This window comes from Defluviimonas salinarum (assembly GCF_026013545.1).
Taxonomy (GTDB): domain Bacteria; phylum Pseudomonadota; class Alphaproteobacteria; order Rhodobacterales; family Rhodobacteraceae; genus Albidovulum; species Albidovulum salinarum.
In genome coordinates this window covers 25,535-42,915 of record NZ_JAPDOG010000008.1, presented here as the reverse complement: position 1 = coordinate 42,915, position 17,381 = coordinate 25,535, and the positions used below count along the sequence as shown (strand labels likewise).

17 protein-coding genes, 1 tRNA gene and 1 riboswitch are annotated in these 17,381 nt (G+C 66.9%); of the genes, 2 read left to right on the top strand and 16 right to left on the bottom strand.

Going from position 1 to position 17,381, the window contains the following annotated elements; all coding sequences use genetic code 11:
• Positions 1–73: 73 nt before the first annotated feature.
• The 5 genes from OM960_RS10445 to OM960_RS10425 form a co-directional block, all read right to left on the bottom strand.
• Positions 74–2,041, bottom strand: a complete 1,968-nt coding sequence (locus tag OM960_RS10445; RefSeq protein WP_264771913.1) for a glycosyltransferase — start codon at positions 2,039–2,041, stop codon at positions 74–76.
• A gap of 112 nt (positions 2,042–2,153) precedes the next feature.
• Positions 2,154–4,382 (bottom strand): GT-B fold glycosyltransferase domain-containing protein, encoded by a 2,229-nt coding sequence (locus tag OM960_RS10440; RefSeq protein WP_264771912.1) that lies wholly within the window; start codon positions 4,380–4,382, stop codon positions 2,154–2,156.
• Between the two features lie 107 nt (positions 4,383–4,489).
• Positions 4,490–5,611, bottom strand: a complete 1,122-nt coding sequence (locus tag OM960_RS10435) for a hypothetical protein (RefSeq protein ID WP_263338154.1) — start codon at positions 5,609–5,611, stop codon at positions 4,490–4,492.
• Positions 5,608–6,609, bottom strand: a complete 1,002-nt coding sequence (locus tag OM960_RS10430; RefSeq protein WP_264771911.1) for a hypothetical protein — start codon at positions 6,607–6,609, stop codon at positions 5,608–5,610. The genes OM960_RS10435 and OM960_RS10430 overlap by 4 nt, the downstream gene beginning before the upstream one ends.
• Positions 6,610–6,970: 361 nt before the next feature.
• Positions 6,971–7,046 (bottom strand) — tRNA-Arg (locus OM960_RS10425).
• A 248-nt stretch (positions 7,047–7,294) separates the two neighbouring features.
• On the opposite strand from OM960_RS10425, the gene OM960_RS10420 reads away from it, so the two are divergent.
• Positions 7,295–8,329, top strand: coding sequence for a LacI family DNA-binding transcriptional regulator (locus OM960_RS10420; RefSeq protein WP_263338150.1), 1,035 nt, complete (start codon positions 7,295–7,297; stop codon positions 8,327–8,329).
• A gap of 40 nt (positions 8,330–8,369) precedes the next feature.
• Here the strand turns inward: OM960_RS10420 and cobF are convergent, their stop codons facing one another.
• The 9 genes from cobF to cbiE all read right to left on the bottom strand — a co-directional run bounded on the left by cobF (position 8,370) and on the right by cbiE (position 15,210).
• On the bottom strand, positions 8,370–9,122 hold the full coding sequence (cobF, locus tag OM960_RS10415; RefSeq protein ID WP_264771910.1) for a precorrin-6A synthase (deacetylating): 753 nt from the start codon (positions 9,120–9,122) through the stop codon (positions 8,370–8,372).
• Between the two features lie 76 nt (positions 9,123–9,198).
• Positions 9,199–9,927, bottom strand: coding sequence for a CbtA family protein (locus OM960_RS10410; RefSeq protein WP_264771909.1), 729 nt, complete (start codon positions 9,925–9,927; stop codon positions 9,199–9,201).
• Between the two features lie 23 nt (positions 9,928–9,950).
• Entirely contained in the window at positions 9,951–10,121 is a 171-nt protein-coding gene (locus OM960_RS10405) for a CbtB domain-containing protein (RefSeq protein ID WP_263338144.1), read from the bottom strand.
• A 32-nt stretch (positions 10,122–10,153) separates the two neighbouring features.
• Positions 10,154–10,370, bottom strand: a riboswitch (cobalamin riboswitch).
• 59 nt (positions 10,371–10,429) lie between these two features.
• Complete coding sequence (locus OM960_RS10400; RefSeq protein ID WP_263338142.1) at positions 10,430–10,747, bottom strand: DUF1636 domain-containing protein; 318 nt, start codon at positions 10,745–10,747, stop codon at positions 10,430–10,432.
• Complete coding sequence (gene cobA / locus OM960_RS10395; protein WP_263338140.1) at positions 10,744–11,466, bottom strand: uroporphyrinogen-III C-methyltransferase; 723 nt, start codon at positions 11,464–11,466, stop codon at positions 10,744–10,746. The genes OM960_RS10400 and cobA overlap by 4 nt, the downstream gene beginning before the upstream one ends.
• A complete protein-coding gene (locus tag OM960_RS10390) occupies positions 11,463–12,791 on the bottom strand; it encodes a cobyrinic acid a,c-diamide synthase CobB (protein WP_264771908.1) in 1,329 nt (442 codons plus the stop codon). Before OM960_RS10390 ends, cobA begins: the two co-directional genes overlap by 4 nt.
• Before the next feature lie 90 nt (positions 12,792–12,881).
• Positions 12,882–13,667, bottom strand: a complete 786-nt coding sequence (gene cobM / locus OM960_RS10385) for a precorrin-4 C(11)-methyltransferase (protein ID WP_264771907.1) — start codon at positions 13,665–13,667, stop codon at positions 12,882–12,884.
• Complete coding sequence (locus tag OM960_RS10380) at positions 13,664–14,026, bottom strand: cobalamin biosynthesis protein (protein ID WP_264771906.1); 363 nt, start codon at positions 14,024–14,026, stop codon at positions 13,664–13,666. The genes cobM and OM960_RS10380 overlap by 4 nt, the downstream gene beginning before the upstream one ends.
• Positions 14,023–15,210, bottom strand: coding sequence for a precorrin-6y C5,15-methyltransferase (decarboxylating) subunit CbiE (gene cbiE / locus OM960_RS10375; RefSeq protein ID WP_264771905.1), 1,188 nt, complete (start codon positions 15,208–15,210; stop codon positions 14,023–14,025). The genes OM960_RS10380 and cbiE overlap by 4 nt, the downstream gene beginning before the upstream one ends.
• Between cbiE and OM960_RS10370 the strand changes: the two genes are divergently transcribed.
• Entirely contained in the window at positions 15,209–15,958 is a 750-nt protein-coding gene (locus OM960_RS10370) for a cobalt-precorrin-6A reductase (protein WP_264771904.1), read from the top strand. The genes cbiE and OM960_RS10370 overlap by 2 nt on opposite strands.
• Here OM960_RS10370 and cobJ read toward each other — a convergent pair.
• On the bottom strand, positions 15,934–16,668 hold the full coding sequence (gene cobJ / locus OM960_RS10365; protein WP_264771903.1) for a precorrin-3B C(17)-methyltransferase: 735 nt from the start codon (positions 16,666–16,668) through the stop codon (positions 15,934–15,936). The two genes, OM960_RS10370 and cobJ, sit on opposite strands and share 25 nt — an antisense overlap.
• Positions 16,665–17,381, bottom strand: coding sequence for a precorrin-2 C(20)-methyltransferase (locus OM960_RS10360; protein WP_264771902.1), 717 nt, complete (start codon positions 17,379–17,381; stop codon positions 16,665–16,667). Before OM960_RS10360 ends, cobJ begins: the two co-directional genes overlap by 4 nt.

The following is a 17,381-nucleotide window of genomic DNA, read 5'->3' as shown; positions in this document are numbered from 1 at the left end:
CCAAGCCGCCATGCCCGGCGCTCACACGCGGAACCTGGCGCGCTGAGAGGCGCCAGATCACAGGATCCAGCTCCTAGATCAGGTTGTCGCAGTCGATCCGTCCGATGCGCCGGAGATCGTCGTAGATCTGGCACGACCGTTCTTCGATCGATCCCTGCCAGCCCTTGATCGTGCGATCGCGGAGCAGGCGGGGCGGGAAGTCCATCGTCTCCAGCAGGCGGTGATACCCGATCGCGAGCGCGGTCGGCATTTTTGGCTGTTCCAGAAGGATCTTCACGGCCTCATGGAACGCGGAGACCTCCACCATATCCCGATGCCGCCGAGAGCATGATGCGTCCCGCCGGGCGAGCGCGAGCCAGAGACGGATGGCCCGAAGCCTTTGTGCCGGGTCTTGCGACCGCGACAGGCTGCCGTGCCATTTGTCGCTGCGGTCCCAGTAGTAGGTGACCTCCTTGGTCATCGTTATGGAACGGCATGCCATGAACGCCTCAAGTAGGAATATCCGGTCCTCTCCGAGCATCAGGTCTTCGTGGAAACGAAGGTAGTTGTCAGCAATGACTCTGCGGTGGATCAGCGTGTTCCAGGTCGTCCACAGCATCGTCAGGCTCGGAACCGCATCGAATCGGGCCGCGCGAATCTCGGGCTGGTGCATCTGTTCCAAAGGATTGACCTCAAAGCCCGACTTGCCGTTGAGGTTGTAAAAGAGATGACTGCCGCGAACGATTTCCGCGCCGCTCTCGGTTGCTAGGTCCAGAAGCGTCGCGATCGCGTCATCCGGGAGCCAGTCGTCTCCGTCGACGAACAGGTGATATGTACCGTGCGCCAGCCGGAGCCCTTCATTCCTTCGCGCCGAAATGCCCTTGTTCGGCCCGCCGACCAGGCGAAACCTTGGATCGGCGTTTGCGAATTCGGTGACCAACGTCCGGGTTCCGTCCTCCGAGCCGTCGTCGATGACGTTGACCGCGACATTGCCCTCACTCTGCCGGGCGAGCGAGTTCAGGCAACGCAGGATCTGATCCTGGTTGTTGTACGTATTCACCGTCACCGTCACCAGCGGGCTGCACTTCTTCGGCGCCACGGCCGCGGGCATCGGCATTGCAGAGTCGTCGTCCGTGTCGATGCGGTCCATCATGTACACCGACATGTCATGGTAGGCCGCAATCTTCACCGGCTCCTTCCAGCCGTCGAGCTCCCGAAGGAGCGCGTGGAGGGGACGATGGGAATAGACGATGTGCCGGCTCTCAACCGGTCGGTCGTAGCCGGACACGATCAGACGCCGGCGCGCATGCGCGGACAGGAAGTCGATCAGGGCGCGCGCCTTTTCCACCGTCGGCTGGTGGATCAGCACGTCAAAGCAGATCACGGCGTCCGCGCCGGGCGGATCGATCTGCTCGGTGGAACCGAGGTGGAAGGTCCATTCGGGGCGGATGTCGCGGGCGTGATGGATCGAGGTCTCCGATACGTCCATTCCGGTATAGGACGCGAACCGAAGATCCTTGACGACCTCGAGGTCGCCGCACCCCACGTCCAGAACCGAATGACCCGGATCGACGACGAAATCCGTAAGAATCCGGCGTTTAAGTTCCTGGAAGCGCCCGCGCGAGCCGAGGCCGCTGCCCAGCTGCGGACAGAGCGCATAGCGGCGGTTCCAGAAGGCGCGGTTGCTGAAGACCGTCCGGAAGGCTTGCTGGACGCGCGCCACCTCCTGGGGCGAGTGATCGAGCAGGCTCTTTCCGGTGACGAGTCCATTCGCGGCGAGGCCGTCGTCGAAGGCAACGATGCCCTCCGGCACCGCGGAGGTCGGCGCTCCCGGCCCGTGAAGGAGCGCGAGCGATCCGGATGCAGCCGAGATCGCGAAACCGTCTGAAAGCGTCAGGTCCCGCGAGAAGAAGAATGCAGGCTCTCCGACCAGCCACAGCTCGTCCGTCGGGGCATCCGGCAGCTCGGGACCGACGGAAAAGCTGACGGCGAGGTCACCAAACAAGCCCATCTCTTCCCTCAGGACCGACAGATCCTCTTCCCTGCGCCCGTGGATCAGCACCTGCCGTATCGGATTGCGCAGGAATTCGCCGCAACTCGCGAGAAAGAGCAGCGCGAGATAAGACTGCCGGAGTCCGTCGTCGATGCGTAGGGCGATCGAGATCGGCGCCGGATCAGCCATTGGCCTTTGTCCCGCGAATCATATGCCGGATCCTGCGTTCGAAATTTCGAAGCGATTCCGGTGTCCGCGAGCGTTTCAGGGCCTTGCTGCTGACGATATGCGGCACGCCTGCGCCAACGTAGATCGCCTGCACAAGCGCAAGATCGTTCGGAATGCTGAAGGGCATCGGGACGATGCGCTTGGACTGAACATGGTAGCCCATCGCCTCGATCTCGGCGAGCACCCGCTCGAGCGTCAGGAGCGACCCGTCCGCAGACGTCAGGTTGTTGGTGCGCTTTTCGAGATCGAACGTGAACAGGAGCATGCCGCCGGGATTGAGCAAATGCGTGACACGGCTCAGTGCGGCCGCACGATCATTCGCCAACGTCCGCCAGATCGAGCGGTCGATGACCCAGGCGTCGCACTTCGCCTGCGCCATGTCGTTCGTGCCACCCGTCTTCTGAGCATTCCCCGAAGCGGTCCCCGTCTTGGTGAACGACAGCCTGACCGCGTCGGCGGTCATCGTGACGAGCGATGCCCCACAGCCGGAAAGACCTGCCGACACGGGTGTGAGCTCCGGGCCGACCAGACCGATACGCCGCGCCTCCAGGTTGTCCTCCAGCGTCCGGACGATCCACGGAAGCTCGATCAGCGACGCGGCGTCGATCGCCGCCTCGCCGGCCGCGCCGCTCCGGGCCGCGCGTGCGGCGAGGAGCGTGCGCAGTACCGCCGCGGAGTCTGCGGAGGCGTCGAGCAGACGCCCCGTGCCCGCCGGCCCGTCGGCTACCAGGGCCGACACGGCTGCCGGCTTGAGCGCAAGGAACACGTCACGCCCGCCATGCCGGGCGAGAGACATGACATGCTGAAACTGACCGGACCGCCTGAGACTGCCGGCGACATCGAGCGTGATTTCCGGATCGTCGCCGAGAAGAGCGGTCGAGACGCATTCGCCGGCCAGGAGAACGCTGTGCGACGCGGCCAGGGCGAGCTCGTCAACGAGGGCCTCGATACTCTTGAACGTCTCGAGGGCGCCGGCCAGGTCAAGGCAGATGACCATTTCGGCCCTGTCCGAACGCGTGAGCCCGCGGCTTTCGACGTGGTGCCCAGGCAATCGTTGCCGGGCGCTTTCGGCATAGGCCGCGCGTTCCTCGAAACCGGCATACTCCTTGACGTCGAGCCCTTCGATATGGCGCGCCGAGGCGCAGCGATGCTCGGCGACCGACCGGGCCGTCTCTATGCCGGCCAGCCTGAGCAAGGCATGCAGATGGCTGAGGTTCTGTGACGTGATGGACATGGTGGGTTCGATTTCAATCCAGTTCTTGAACGGCCGCTGCTCGGTCAGGCCGAAGCGCGCTTCGGCTTCGGCCTGCAGCGGCGCCAGGACATCGTTAACGCGATTTGTCGCCCGGTCGAGTGTTCGCGAGCCAATCGTCCCAATGCGACCATCGGACCTCAGGTTGTGATGATAGTGGATGACCCGGGGCGGATCGCTGTTCTCGTTCACTTGCGGCCAGACATAATGTGTCGCGCAGTTGAAAGTGTTGTCCAGGATCTCGAAATCCAGCCCGGCGTCGAGAGCTGCGAAATAGAACGAGATCTGATCCACATGCCAGAAATAGCTGTCGAGGATGATCTTGGCCTGCGAGCTGCCGAGGAGCCGCCCGGCCCATTCCTTCCAGCGGCCGCCGAATTCGCCGGCGAGCGCCGTCGGCAGGCAGTAGAGGCCTCCGTTGAAGTAACCTTCGGGCGTCAGGTCGCGTTCGAGCGTTCCTGCGATCATGCGGAACTCGGCGTTGATCTTGAAATGGTCGCGGAGCCGAAGGAACAGATCTGCCGGAGGGTTAGGGGCGTCGACCGTCTTTCCCATTGCGAAACGATGTCCCGATACGCCCGCCCGTTTCCGGAAGCGACGTGAGACCGTCTCGCTGAACGTCCCGCTACATACGGTATCGCAGTCGAACAGCGCGATGGCGCCGTCTTCGAAACGCTCGTGGCAGTCGAATTGCACCAGCTTGTTGCAGTGCTTGCCGTCGCCGAAGCGGTCCACCGGAATGACATTGGTCCCGAGCGCCCGGAAATGATCGAGAACCGGCAGATCCTTGTCGACCGACTGGATGAAGATGCGCGACGGATCAACCCCTTCGATGCGGATCAGGGCGTTCGCCCAGCGGACTGCCGCGGACTGGATCGACTGTGGCCTATCGACGATGCAACTGAATGAAACTGGAAGTACTTGCGTCATGCCAAGGATGTTCCCTAATCGGCAATCGCTGCGGTGCGATGGCGGTATGCGCGGAGTTCGCTCACAGTGATTATTAGCTGGTCCGAGTACTGTCTCGGAGACCTTTCTCAAGACCGGATGCGCTTCCACAGCTTTGACAGAAGCGAGCGCCTGCGTGCATGGCGTGGTTCCGGCGTCTGAGGACCGGGCGCCCTTTCCACACGATTCAGCTCCTTGCGCAGTTTCTCGCCCCCATCGAACGGGTTGGGGAAAGCCTTTCTCAGGCGCCGGTCCTGGTGGTACATGCGGCGATGGTCGTCCGGGATGGTGACGCCGTCGCGATATGTGCCGTAACCCCAGTCGCGCGAGCAGTCCTCCCGCGCCTGAAACGGAGCCAGGCGCTCCGCGTAGGCTTCCGACAGGGCATCGAGCGTACCGACATCATCGCACCACTTCTCGGAAGTGGCATCGTAGAGCCCGCGCACATATCCGCCCTTCTTCAGGAAGCCGGAGAAGTGGATGAAATCGGCGGGCGCATCGTCGATGAGGACGGTGCCATCCGCCGTCTGCTCGACCTTGCGCTGGAATGTGTTCCAGCGCGCCAGGTTCATGGTCGGCTGGCGCAACACCTTAACGTTGTCGAAATAGCACGGCACGAGGTCGAGCCATTTCTGGTCCGTGAACAGCCGCCTCTTGTCATCGATCAGGCAGTAGTCGGTGAGGCGATGGCGCCACCATTTCCCAAAGGCCTTGCCTTCCTGATCGGCCCGGACGCCAAGAAAGCCGCCGTTGAACACGCCCACGCGATGCGTGTTGAGTTCGAAGAAGACCCACGGATCCTTGACGTGCGGAATGTTCGCATGCGGCGTGAGAACGATCGAGTGCCGCGAAACGGCATCCAGGATCGTCTGGCAGGTGGAGTGGATCTCGCAATCGGGATCGAAGAACAGGACCGCATCGCAGTCCGGCCGATCAAGAAGGTCGGCCAGCACGAATCCCTTTGCCGCGGTCGCCAGCTCCATGACGGTATGCTGAAAGAGCCACTGGTCCAGATTGGGAACATGATCGGCTATGGCCGAGAGCGGGTAGATTTCGTGGAAGCCGTCCGCCTGCGGATCTGTGTCGCCCAGATCGCGATCGACGATGCACACGACACGCCGCGCCTCCGGCAGGAACTTTTCCAGAGAACGCGCCAGAAGGACGGCGTTCGGATAATAGTTCAGAGCGCAGGTGGTAAAGACATAAATCACTTGAGAATCTCGTCGATGAGAGAGCGGTACTTGTCGCTCCGTGAAAAAAAGAGCGAGAACGGCCAGCGTTTCAGCTTCCGTGCAACCTTGATCGCGGCTTTTTCTTTATTGTGATTGAATTCACGATCGACCAGTTTGCGGGTTTCCCCGATCTGAAGCGTCAACAGGGCATTTGTCAGGATCAATCCGGTCGGATCGTCGCTGAACTGCGCGGCGGCATGCCCGAAGTTCCCCTTGCCCGCGGTGTCCAGGCTTTCGAACTCGTCCCAGATGTCGCCTGCGGCGGAGGCGAGTTCCCAGTTCATCACCGGCAGGGGCGCGACGGCGCGCGTTACAGCCTTGGCATCGAATGTATCCGCCACATCGGCCGGCTCAAGATCGAGTCCGAGGCGATCCCGCACTTCGGATGCGAGATTTCGTCCCGCGGCGAAACTGGCATGACCGACAACGATCGTACGCTCCGGAAACCGCCGGGCCACTTCGAGCAGCTTCTCGTTGTGAGTGACCCAGAGCGCCAGTGCGTGGTCCGGCTCCGTCAGAAACCGCGCGCTCGTCTGATTTCTGTCGGTTCCCTGAACGACCTCACGGACCGAGCGGCGGTAGAGCGACCAGCTGCATTCCGCAGGCGAACGATAGACGATCAACGCCTTGAGCGATGGGACGACGTCCATCCAGTGGCCCAGGAACTGGCAGACACGCGGATCCTTGAACCCCCATACCGGGGCATTCGCCTCCCGCTCGGCGCAGTAGCCTCTTATGAATTCGCGGTCCCTTTCCACGAGAGGAATGTCGTTGTAGGTGACCGAGGCCCAGTCCAGTCCGGCCGCCGCCAGCACCTCGTCGTGAAACGTTACCGGAGGCCAATCCTCGAAATGGCCATAGCGGTTGTACTCGTTCGCGCCGATCAGATTGGTCCCGGGGTTAAGCCCCGACTGGGCCAGGTGTTGTGTGACGGAAGACGTTCCGCTTCGGTGAAACCCTCCAATCGCCAAACCCATCGCGCCCTCGTGATGCCATTTTCGCTCACTTCGTCGGGCATGGCACTACACTATCAAGTTTCGTTGTCAATCCGACCAAGGCTTGCAAACCGGACCCGGCGAACCAGCTCCGCCTCGTCGGCAGGGATCCGCCACGCAACCAGAACCTTGCTTGATGCGGGGACGACCGGCGCCTGCCGCGCCGCGAAAATGACGGAACGCGTTCCGAAACCGGTCTTGAACTCCAGCGGCAGACTGCCGTCGCGGCTCCAATCTCTCGCGTTCCGGCAGAATCTGGCACTGCCATCCGCGAACCTGTCCGGGACTGCGGGACCGGCTTTCGACCACCGGCATACCTCTTCGCCATTGGCTGGCACATGTTTGGCGGCCCCGATAGGATTCGAACCTATGACCTACCGCTTAGGAGGCGGTCGCTCTATCCCCTGAGCTACGAGGCCGCACCGATACAGCGCGCTGCACCGCGGTCGGTTCACCCCGTCAACGCCGGTCAAGTGATCCGCCCCCTTGTCTTTAGTCCGAGTGTCGGCGGGCTTCAAGAAAAGTCGGCGCCCCGCCGCGCGGATCGTGGCACCCGCCACCGGCGGCGCGGTCGCCGTTAGCGCTAATTTTTTGCAACCGATTGCTTGGACAAGCCCGAAATTTGGCGCTAATCAGAAGTGACGCCAACCAAGCTGGAGACCGCCCCGTGAGCAGCAACGGACCCGCCGAGCCGCGCCGGACCCTGACCTTGCGCGACGTTTCCGAAGCCTCGGGTGTCTCCGAAATGACCGTCAGCCGGGTGCTGCGCAATCGCGGCGATGTCTCGGACTCCACGCGCGAAAGGGTGCTCGAGGCGGCCAAGAGGCTCGGCTACGTGCCCAACAAGATTGCCGGCGCGCTTGCCTCGCAACGTGTGAACCTCGTCGCGGTGATCATCCCCTCGTTGTCGAACCTCGTCTTTCCGGAGGTCTTGAGCGGGATATCCGAGGAACTGGAGGAAAGCGGCCTGCAGCCGGTCTTCGGCGTCACCAACTACTCGGCCGAGCGCGAGGAGGCGGTGCTCTACGAGATGCTGTCCTGGCGGCCGACCGGGGTGATCATCGCCGGGCTCGAACACAGCGACGCGGCGCGGGCGATGCTGCAGAACGCCGGCATCCCGATCGTCGAGATCATGGATGTCGACGGCACGCCGGTCGACTCGGTCGTCGGCATCTCGCACAAGCGCGCCGGGCTCGAAATGGCGCGCGCGATCATTGGCGCGGGCTACCGCCGGATCGGCTTTCTCGGTACCAAGATGCCGCATGACCACCGGGCGCGGAAACGGCTCGAAGGGTTCGAGGCGGGGCTGGCCGAGGCCGGGATCGAGCTTGCGGACAGCGAGTTCTACTCGGGCGGCTCGGCGCTCCTCAAGGGGCGCGAGATGACCGAGGCGATCCTGAAGCGCAGCCCGGATCTCGATTTCCTCTACTATTCGAACGACATGATCGGGGCGGGCGGGCTGCTCTACTGCCTCGACAAGGGGATCGACGTGCCGGGCAAGCTCGGGCTGGCCGGGTTCAACGGGGTCGATCTCCTCGACGGGCTGCCGCGCAAGCTCGCCACGATGGATGCCTGCCGGCGCGAGATCGGGCGGCGCGCGGCCCAGATCATCTCGGGCCACAGCGACGCCGGGCTGATCGGCGGCGAGCATGTCGAACTGACGCCGGTGCTCGAACCGGGCGACACGATCCGGCAGGGCTGACGGAAACCCGAATTTTCGCCGAAAGTTCGCGACCCCCAGTTCAGGCCCTTCGCAGGATGTAGATGTCCATGATCCAGCCATGCCGCGCCCGCGACTCGGCGCGGGTTTCGACGATCCGCGGCGCCAGTTCGGCGAGCGGACCGGAGAGGATGATCTCCTCGGCCATGCCGACATAGGCGCCCCACCAGATCGTGACGCCTTCCGGGTCGACCGCTTGGAACGAGCACTCGCCGTCGAGCATGATCGCCAGCGTGTCGGCGCCAGCGGGCCAGCCCTCCTCGCGCAATTTCCGGCCGGTGGTGACGAGGAACGGCGCGCCGATCTCGTTGATCGGGATCGCGTGGGACGCGGTCAGCGCCTGCAGCGAGGTGATGCCGGGAATGACCGTGACCTTGAGCGGCACCGCCCGGTCCACCCGTCCGGCGATCCGGAGCGTGCTGTCGTAAAGCGAGGGATCGCCCCAGATCAGCAGCGCGACCCGACCCGTATCGCCGATTTCGGCCTGAATAGTGTCTGTCCAGACCCTAGCGATGGCGTCGTGCCAGTCGTCGACCCCGGCGCGGTAGTCGAGGTTCTCCGCGTCTCGCTTCGGCAGGTCGAAGATCACCACCCGCGCCGCGCTGCCTTGCAGCAGCTCATCGCAGATCGCCTGCCTGAGTTCCGCGAGATCGGCCTTGTTCGCGCCCTTCCTCGGGATCAGCACGAGGTCGGCCGAGCGCAGCGCCTTCTCGGCCTGCCGCGTCAGGTGATCCGGATTGCCGGTGCCGATGCCGATGAGAAGAAGCTCGATCATGTGCGCCCTTCCGCGCTGGATAACAAAAGGCCCCGCGCAACACCTCGCGCGGGGCCGGTGCTTTCTGTCAAGCCCGTCAGGCGTCCCGGGTCCAGAGCCGCGCCGCGAGCCAGCCAAGCGCCGCCCAGGCGAAGAAGCCGACGCCGAGGACGCGGGCCGAGTACTCGCCCGCCACTTCCGGCGGTGCGACACCGAAAAAGCCCTCCGGATGCGGCGCGCCGATCAGATGCGGCCCGGCCAGAAGCGCCCCGCCTATCAGCGCCGGCACGAAACCGCGGCCGAAGGCGAGCAGCGCGAGCCCGCCCGCCGTCGCGACGACCGTGCCGAGCCACCAGGCCTGACGCGCGCCAAGCTCGGCAGCGACCGATCCCGGCAGTTCCGGCGCCAGCCCCATCGCCGGGGCCAGCATCAGCGCGGCAAAGCCCGCGAGGCCCCAGAAGATGCCGTCCCGCGCCTCGACCCTGCGGCCGAAATGCTCGGCCAGCGCGAAGCCCGCGACGAGGATCAGCCCGTAGCTCGCGTAGATGAGCCCGGTGAAGAGCACGGTGAGCGCATTGCGGGTGGCGGCGGAAGTCTCGCCCTCTTCCGCGGCGGCGCCGTCATCATGCGCGGGTTCCCCCTCGGCATGGTCGTGGCCGGCAGCCTCAGCCGCCTCCCCCGTACCGCCGAAATGCACCAGCGCCCCGGTTTCGTATTCCTCACCCAGGAGGATCAGTTCCTGGATGAACGCGAAATGCAGCAGAGCCGCGAACAGCCCCGCTGCAAAGCCGGCGATCAGCCCGCCGGCCAGCAAACGTTGGATCATTGGTTCAGACCGTCAGGTCCTGCTCAGTGGCAGGGGAAGCCGGTCGCGTGGCGCATGTCGTGCGCGGCATCGTGCAGCGTCGCCGACTGGGCGTGGCCCGCGACAAACAGCATCGTCGCACCGATCAGCGCAACGAAGACGATGGACAGGAGCCCGGTGGAGGTCTTGGCGGCGGAATGGGTCGTAGCGTTCATGTCGTTCTCCTTGCCGTCACACCCGACGGCTTTTGTTGCCTTCCCACATGGCCGGTCTCCTGACTTGCGGGTCGCTGCGGCCTTCCGCCTTCCCGGGGGCGAACCCCAGTGGCCGTTGGAAAGCCGCTCGCCGCTCACAGTCGCGGGGGCGGTTGGGGCTTCGGGTGCCGCCTTTGGTCCACCCTTCCCCATTCCCGTTTCGGTCCGGACGCTTTGCGCCTGATGGACACCATGCCCTTCCATCTGCCAGCAAGCGGACCATCCGGTCAAGGCGGATTAGCGCCAATCGCCGCACCGATTGCGACCTGTCACCCCGGAATCCGGGCGATCGCCTTTTCCCTCAGCGTGCCGAGCGGGCGCGCATCGGCAAGGGTGCCGTCGGGCGCGGCGGCATAGAGCGCAAGAAAGGTCACGAGATTCGGGATCTCGGCCTCGGTGATCTCGCCGAAGAGATAGGCGGTCTTGCCCTCAGCCCGGAAGGCCACCGTCGAGGGCCGGGTGCAGCCCGACATGCAGTCGATCTCGCGCACGGCCGCTGCATCGCCGACCGCCTCGGCGAGTCGCGCCGCAAGCCCGGCCTGCCCCGCCGGGCAGGACCGGCAGACGGTGATGGTGACGGCGCTCATTTCCCCTCGGCCAGGGGGCCGAGCAGGATCAGCGCCGGCCCGTCGGAGGCCTCGGCCTCGATCAGGCGTTCCATCGACCCCAGCGTGCCGCGAACGATCTTTTCCGCCGGCGTAGAGACGCTTTCGGCCAGAAGCGCCGGCGTCTCGGCCGACATGCCCGCCCCCTGCAGACGCCGCGCCAGCTCGGCGAAGGTGCGCTTGCCCATGAAGACAACCGTCGTCGCCGTCGGATCGGCGAGTGCCGCGATGTTCAGGTCCTCGGGCAGCGCGCCGGTGACGTCATGGCCGGTGACGAACTGGACCCGCCGCGCGGTTAGACGCCGGGTGAGCGGGATGCCCGCCGCCGCCGCCGCCGCCATCGCCGAGGTCACGCCCGGAATGATCTCGTAGTCGATCCCGGCCTCGCGGCAGGCGGTGATCTCCTCCTCGAGCCGCCCGAAGAGCCCCGAATCGCCCGACTTCAGCCGCACCACCTTCGCGCCGGATTTCGCGTAATCGACCAGAAGCCGGCTCACATGGTCCTGCTTCGGCGAGGCGCGCCCCGCCCGCTTGCCGACGCCGACCATGTCCGCGCCCTCGCGCGCCTTGGCGAGAATCGGACCCGAAGAGAGATCGTCGAAGAGCACCGCATCGGCCTTCTGGAGCCGGTCCACCGCCTTCAGCGTCAACAGCTCCGGATCACCGGGGCCGGAGGAAACGAAACTGACGAAACCCTTCATGTCGCCTCCGCGATCAGGTGGAAGAACGTGCCGGTGGCCTGGCCCCGGCGCGACCCGGTCTCGGGCACCGGATCGCCATTGGCGTCGACGACGCTCGCGAGCGCCATATCCGGCTGCTCAAGGATCGTCGAGTAGTGAAATTCGTGGCCCCTGAGCCGCGCCCCCGTCCCGTGCCCCGGCACCGGCGCCGAAAGTGTGGCGAGCCGGTAGCCGAGATGCATCCTGCGCTTCTCGAACGAGGTCACGAGGCCGAGAAGCCCCGCCATCTCGTGACCCACGCCGTCGCGGTCGATGATCGCCGCCCCCATCGCCATGTAGCCACCGCATTCGCCGTGCACGGGGCGGGTGTCGGCAAACCGTCTCAATCCCTGCCGGAAATGCCCCGCTGCCGCGAGCCGCGCCCCGTGGAGTTCCGGGTATCCACCCGGCAGCCAGCAGCAATCGGCGCTCGGCTCCGGGGCCTCGTCGGCGAGCGGCGAGAACGGCAGGATCTCCGCCCCCGCCGCGCGCCAGCCATCGAGAAGGTGCGGATAGACGAAGGAGAACGCCTGGTCCTGCGCGAGAGCGATACGCTGCCCCGGCGCCGCCACCGCAACCGCCGCGCCCGGCGAAAGCCGGGTCGCCCGCGCCGCCGCGCGCAAGCCGTCGAGATCGAGATGCGCGGCCACGAACTCCGCCGCATCGGCGATGATGCGGTCAAGCTCCGGCGTCTCCTCGGCCTGAACGAGCCCGAGGTGTCGCTCCGGCACCTCGATCGTCGCCCGCCGCGGCAGGGCCCCGAAGACCCGGATCCCCGCCGCCGCCATCCCGGCGCGCACCAACGCCTCGTGCCGGGGCGAGGCGACCCGGTTCAGGACCACGCCCGCCACCGTCACATCCGGCCGCATCCGCGCGAAGCCGAGCGCCACCGCCGCCGCCGACTGCGCCTGGCCGGACACGTCCAGCACCAGCACGACCGGCCACCCGGTCAGCGCCGAGAGATCCGCCGAGGCCCCGGTCCCGGCCTCGCCAGCCACGGCCACGCCGTCAAAGAGCCCCATCGAGCCCTCGGCCAGCACGAGATCGGCCCCGTTCGCCGCCCCGATGAGCCCGCCAATCCGGTCCTCCGCCATCGCCCAGGTGTCGAGATTGACGGAAAACCGCCCCGACGCCGCGCGGTGAAATGCCGGGTCGATGTAGTCCGGCCCCGATTTGAACGGCTGCACCTGAAGCCCGGATGTCCGGAATGCGCCCAGAAGCCCCAGCATCAGCGTGGTCTTGCCCGTGCCCGAGGCCGGCGCCGAGATGATCAGCCCGTCAGGAACCACCGCCCGTCCCTTCTTCATTGCCGAAATACCCTCGGGGGGCGCGGGGGGCAGACGGCCCCCCGCTTCGGTCGGCCCGCCCCCGGCGGGCCGATACCCGGTCGGCTCCGGTCACGCCTCGGTCTCCGGGAACCGCGGGTGGGTCCCGACCGGCCGGTAGCGGCGGTCGTAATCGCCGGCATAGAGCCGGCTCTCGTCAAACTCCTCCGCCCCGATCGAGCGGCCGACGAAGATCAGCGCCGTGCGCTCCATCTCGGCACCGACGGCGGTCTCCAGAGTCTCGAGAGTCGCCCGCACGATGCGCTGGTCGGGCCAGCTCGCGCGCCAGATCACCGCGACCGGGCAGTCGGCGCCGTAATGCGGGGTCAGCTCCGCCACCACCTTCTCCAGCACATGGACCGAGAGATGGATCGCCAGCACCGCGCCGGTCCGGGCGAAGTTCTCCAGCGTCTCGCCCGGCGGCATGGTGGTCGCCCGGCCCGAGGTCCGGGTCAGCACCACCGACTGCACCACGCCCGGCAGGGTCAGTTCCGCGCCCAGAGCCGCGGCGCCGGCGGCGAAGGAGGGCACGCCCGGCGTCACGTCATAGGGAATGCCTAACTCGCGCAGGCGGCGAAGCTGCTCGCCCATCGCCGACCAGACCGAGAGATCGCCCGAATGAAGCCGCGCCACGTCCTGCCCCGCCTCGTGCGCCGCCTGGATCTCGGCGATGATCTCGTCGAGCGAAAGGGGCGCGGTATTGACGATCCTCGCCCCTTCCGGGCAGTGGCCAAGAATCACCTCCGGCACCAGCGATCCGGCATAAAGACAGACCGGGCAGGACGCGATCAGGTCGCGGCCGCGCAGGGTCAGAAGGTCGGGGGCGCCCGGTCCGGCGCCGATGAAATGCACAGTCATTCGTCTCTCCCAATCGCGATGGCGGCCGTGGCCAGCCCGTCGCCCGATACAACCCGCGGCCCCAGAAGCCGCGCTCCCGGCCCGGCCGCGGCCAGAGCCGCCGCCTCGGCCACCGATCCCGCGCCGAACCGTTCGGCGACCCGCGCCGAATGGGTCAGCGTCTCCTCGACCTCGAGCACCGCCCGGTCAAGCCCGCAGAGCCTCAGCCCCAGTTCCGCCGCCAGTTCCCGCGCCGCCGGCGCCTCGGCCTTTGACGCCGCTGTCGCCAGAAGCTCCGCACCGCCGCCGGCGCGCTCCACCGCATCCCGCAGCGAGGCGACCGTCGCGGCGCGCCGGAATCCGATCCCCGCGACCCTCATCTGACCACGCTCCACTGCGTCACCGGACGTGCCGGCATCCAGCCGCGCATCCGCCCGAGGGGCTCCGCCACCGCGATCTCGACCCGCATCAGCGAGCCGCCCCGCTCTGCGTGGCACGCCGCCAGGAGCGCCTCCGACTCGATCGTCACCGCGTTGGCGACGAGACGCGTTCCTTCCGGAATCGCCGCCCAAACAGTGTCTATTCCGGCCAAATTCGCGCCGCCGCCGATGAAGACGGCATCCGGCCTCGGCAGCCCTTCCAGCACCTCGGGCCAGTCCGCCCCGGTCACCGTCAGCCGGTGGGCGAGGCCGAAGGTCCCGGCATTCGTCCTGATGTTCGCCACCCGGTCGGCCCGGCTCTCGACCGCCTGCGCGGTGGCCCCCGGCGCCGCGAGGCACCATTCGACCGAGATCGAGCCCGAGCCTGCGCCAAGGTCCCAGAGCACCTCGCCGGGGCGCGGCGCCAGCGCCGAGAGCGTCAGTGCCCGGACCGGCCGCTTGGTCATCACCCCGTCGGAGGCGAAAAGCTCGTCCGGCAGACCCGAGGCGTGCGGCAGGCCCGAGGCACCCTCAGCCGCGATGGCGACCGCGACCGGATAGGCCGCGTCCGCGATGTCGAACCTCTCCGCCGTGGCGGCGCGGATGCGTTCGGACGGCCCGCCGAGCGATTCGAGCACCGTCAGGCGCGACGGGCCGAACCCCTTTGCCGTGAGCCATTCCGCCAGGGAGGACACCGCCGACCCGTCGCGGACGAGGCAGATCACCCGCACCCCGCGCGCCAGAACCGGAACCAGCCGCTCGAACGGCGCGGCATGAAGGCCGAGGCAGACCGTTTCCTCCAGCCGCCAGCCAAGCCGCGAGGCGGCGAGCGCGAAGGTCGAGGGTGCGGGATGCGAGACCCAGTCGCCGGGCTGAAGATGCGCGGAAAGCGATCCGCCGGCGCCGTGCCAGAACGGATCGCCGGACGCGAGGACCACCACGTTCCGGCCCTTTTCCGCCAGAACAGGGTCTATTTTGAACGGCACCGGCCATTCCCGCCCGCGCGCCCCAGCCTCCACCAAAGCCAGATGACGCGGCCCGCCGAAGATGGTATCGGCGCCCCGCAGAGCGGCGCGGCTTGCCTCGGTCAGACCCGACAGGCCATCCTCGCCAAGACCGATGATCGTCAGCCAGGGATCAGCCATGACGCGCGTCCTTCTTCTCGGCGGCACCACGGAGGCCTCCGGCCTCGCCCGCCACTTCGCGGCGACGGGCGTGACGGCGGTCTTCTCCTATGCCGGACGCACCGAAGCGCCGGTGGCGCAGCCGCTGCCGACCCGGATCGGCGGCTTCGGCGGCGCCGAGGGGCTCGCCCGCTACCTGCGGGCCGAGAGCATAACCCATGTCGTCGACGCGACGCATCCCTTTGCGGCCCAGATGAGCCGCAACGCGATCGCGGCCTGCGCGGAGACGGGCACGCCGTGCTGCGCCTACGAACGTGCGCCTTGGCAGGCGGGCGACGGCGATGACTGGACCCATGTTCCGGACCTTCAGGCCGCCGTCGCCGCCCTGCCCGTGACCCCGGCCCGCATCTTCCTTGCCATCGGCAAGCAAAACCTCGCGGGCTTCGCGGCGAAGCCGCAGCACCATTACCTCCTGCGCCTCGTCGATCCGCCCGAGGGCGCGCTGCCGCTTCCGGACGCGGAAGCCGTGATCGCGCGCGGCCCCTTCACCGAAGCCGGCGACCGCGCGCTTCTGAAGGACCACCGCATCACCCATATCGTCGCCAAGAACGCCGGCGGCTCGGGCGCGCGGGCGAAGCTCGACGCCGCGCGCCGGCTCGGGATCCCGGTGATCCTGATCGACCGGCCAAGCCTGCCGCCGCGCCGCATCGCGCGGGACCTGGATGAGGTGATGGCCTTCCTCGCTCACCGCGCCGACCTCGGGGTGTAGACGAAGCGGCCGACGCGGCGGGTGTCGCGGTTGCCGACGATGACGACGGTGCGCATGTCGGCCATCTCGGGCGTCGCTTCGCCGAGCGTCACGGTGTTCAGTGCCTCCTCAGGCGTCGTCACCGCGCGGGCGAAAGAGATCAGCGTCTCCGGCCCCGCCTCCTCTCGCAGGATCTCCAGCGCGCGGGCGAACTGGTGCGGGCGGCTCTTGGAACGCGGATTGTAGAACGCCATCGCGAAGCCGGCCTGCGCGGCGAGGCGCAGGCGATGCTCCACCAGTTCCCAGGGCTTGAGGTTGTCCGACAGGTTGATCGCGCAGAAATCGTGGCCCAGCGGCGCGCCGAGCCGCGAGGCGGCGGCCAGCATCGCGGTGATGCCGGGCAGGATGCGGATGTCGTAGGCCTGCGCGTCCGGCCGTTCCTCCAGCGCCTCGAACAAGGCCGAGGCCATGGCGAAGACGCCGGGATCGCCGGAGGAGACGATGACGACGCGCTTGCCTTCGCCCGCCATGTCGAGCGCGTGGCCCGCACGGTCCAGCTCCACCCGGTTGTCGGAGGGGTGCAGGGTCAGCCCCTCGCGCGGCGCGACCCGAGCGACGTAGGGAATGTAGCCGACGACATCGGTCGCCTCGGCCAGAGCGGCTCGCACCTCGTCGGTCACCAGCCGCTCATCGCCCGGCCCGAGGCCGGCTACCGCGATCCAGCCGCTCATGGCCGCCGCCCTTGCCCGTGCACGACGGCGATGGAGAAATAGGGCACCTTGGCGGGCGCTTCGCAAAGCCGGTGCACCTTCTGGTCCGTCATCGTGCCGCGCTCCACCAGCCAGGCGGTGTCGAGCCGACCGGCGGCGGTCAGGCAGCGCTTCAGCTTCTCGAGGTTGCGGCCGATCTTCATCACCACGAGCGCGTCGGTGTCGCGGATGCGGCGGGTGAGTTCCTCCTCGCCCATCGTCGCGGTGACCACGGTCAGCACGTCATCGCCCCAGGTGATCGGCTCGCCCGTCGCGGTCCAGCAGCCGGACATGCCGGTGATGCCGGGAACGACCTCGACCGCACGGCGTTCGCGGAGCCGCGTGTAGAGATGCATGAAGCTGCCGTAGAAGAAGGGATCGCCCTCGCAGAGGACCAGAACAGTCTCTGTTTCAGCCAGTTTGGCCAGTTTCTCGGCCCAGACCTCATAGAATTCCGCCATAACCCGGTTGTATTCGGGATCGGAGAAATGGATCTCGGTCGTCACGGGGTATTCCATCGGGTACTCGATGGCGTCAGGGCGCAGCATCCCCTCGACGATGCGCCGTGCCTGGCCCTCGTAGCCCGCCTTGCGGAAATAGGCGATGTGGGTCGAGGCGCGCACCAGCCGGTCGGACTTGACGCTCATCAGATCGGGATCGCCGGGGCCGAGGCCGACGCAGATGACCTTGCCCAT

Bases quoted from the DNA above. Each gene is read 5' to 3' on its own strand.
- OM960_RS10405 (WP_263338144.1), bottom strand. From the start codon at position 10,121: ATGAACGCTACGACCCATTCCGCCGCCAAGACCTCCACCGGGCTCCTG.
- OM960_RS10360 (WP_264771902.1), bottom strand. From the start codon at position 17,381: ATGGGCAAGGTCATCTGCGTCGGCCTCGGCCCCGGCGATCCCGATCTG.
- OM960_RS10380 (WP_264771906.1), bottom strand. From the start codon at position 14,026: ATGAGGGTCGCGGGGATCGGATTCCGGCGCGCCGCGACGGTCGCCTCG.
- OM960_RS10410 (WP_264771909.1), bottom strand. From the start codon at position 9,927: ATGATCCAACGTTTGCTGGCCGGCGGGCTGATCGCCGGCTTTGCAGCG.
- cobM (WP_264771907.1), bottom strand. From the start codon at position 13,667: ATGACTGTGCATTTCATCGGCGCCGGACCGGGCGCCCCCGACCTTCTG.
- cobA (WP_263338140.1), bottom strand. From the start codon at position 11,466: ATGAAGGGTTTCGTCAGTTTCGTTTCCTCCGGCCCCGGTGATCCGGAG.
- OM960_RS10430 (WP_264771911.1), bottom strand. From the start codon at position 6,609: ATGGGTTTGGCGATTGGAGGGTTTCACCGAAGCGGAACGTCTTCCGTC.
- cobF (WP_264771910.1), bottom strand. From the start codon at position 9,122: ATGATCGAGCTTCTTCTCATCGGCATCGGCACCGGCAATCCGGATCAC.
- OM960_RS10440 (WP_264771912.1), bottom strand. From the start codon at position 4,382: ATGACGCAAGTACTTCCAGTTTCATTCAGTTGCATCGTCGATAGGCCA.
- OM960_RS10400 (WP_263338142.1), bottom strand. From the start codon at position 10,747: ATGAGCGCCGTCACCATCACCGTCTGCCGGTCCTGCCCGGCGGGGCAG.
- cobJ (WP_264771903.1), bottom strand. From the start codon at position 16,668: ATGAGCGGCTGGATCGCGGTAGCCGGCCTCGGGCCGGGCGATGAGCGG.
- OM960_RS10390 (WP_264771908.1), bottom strand. From the start codon at position 12,791: ATGAAGAAGGGACGGGCGGTGGTTCCTGACGGGCTGATCATCTCGGCG.
- OM960_RS10370 (WP_264771904.1), top strand. From the start codon at position 15,209: ATGACGCGCGTCCTTCTTCTCGGCGGCACCACGGAGGCCTCCGGCCTC.
- cbiE (WP_264771905.1), bottom strand. From the start codon at position 15,210: ATGGCTGATCCCTGGCTGACGATCATCGGTCTTGGCGAGGATGGCCTG.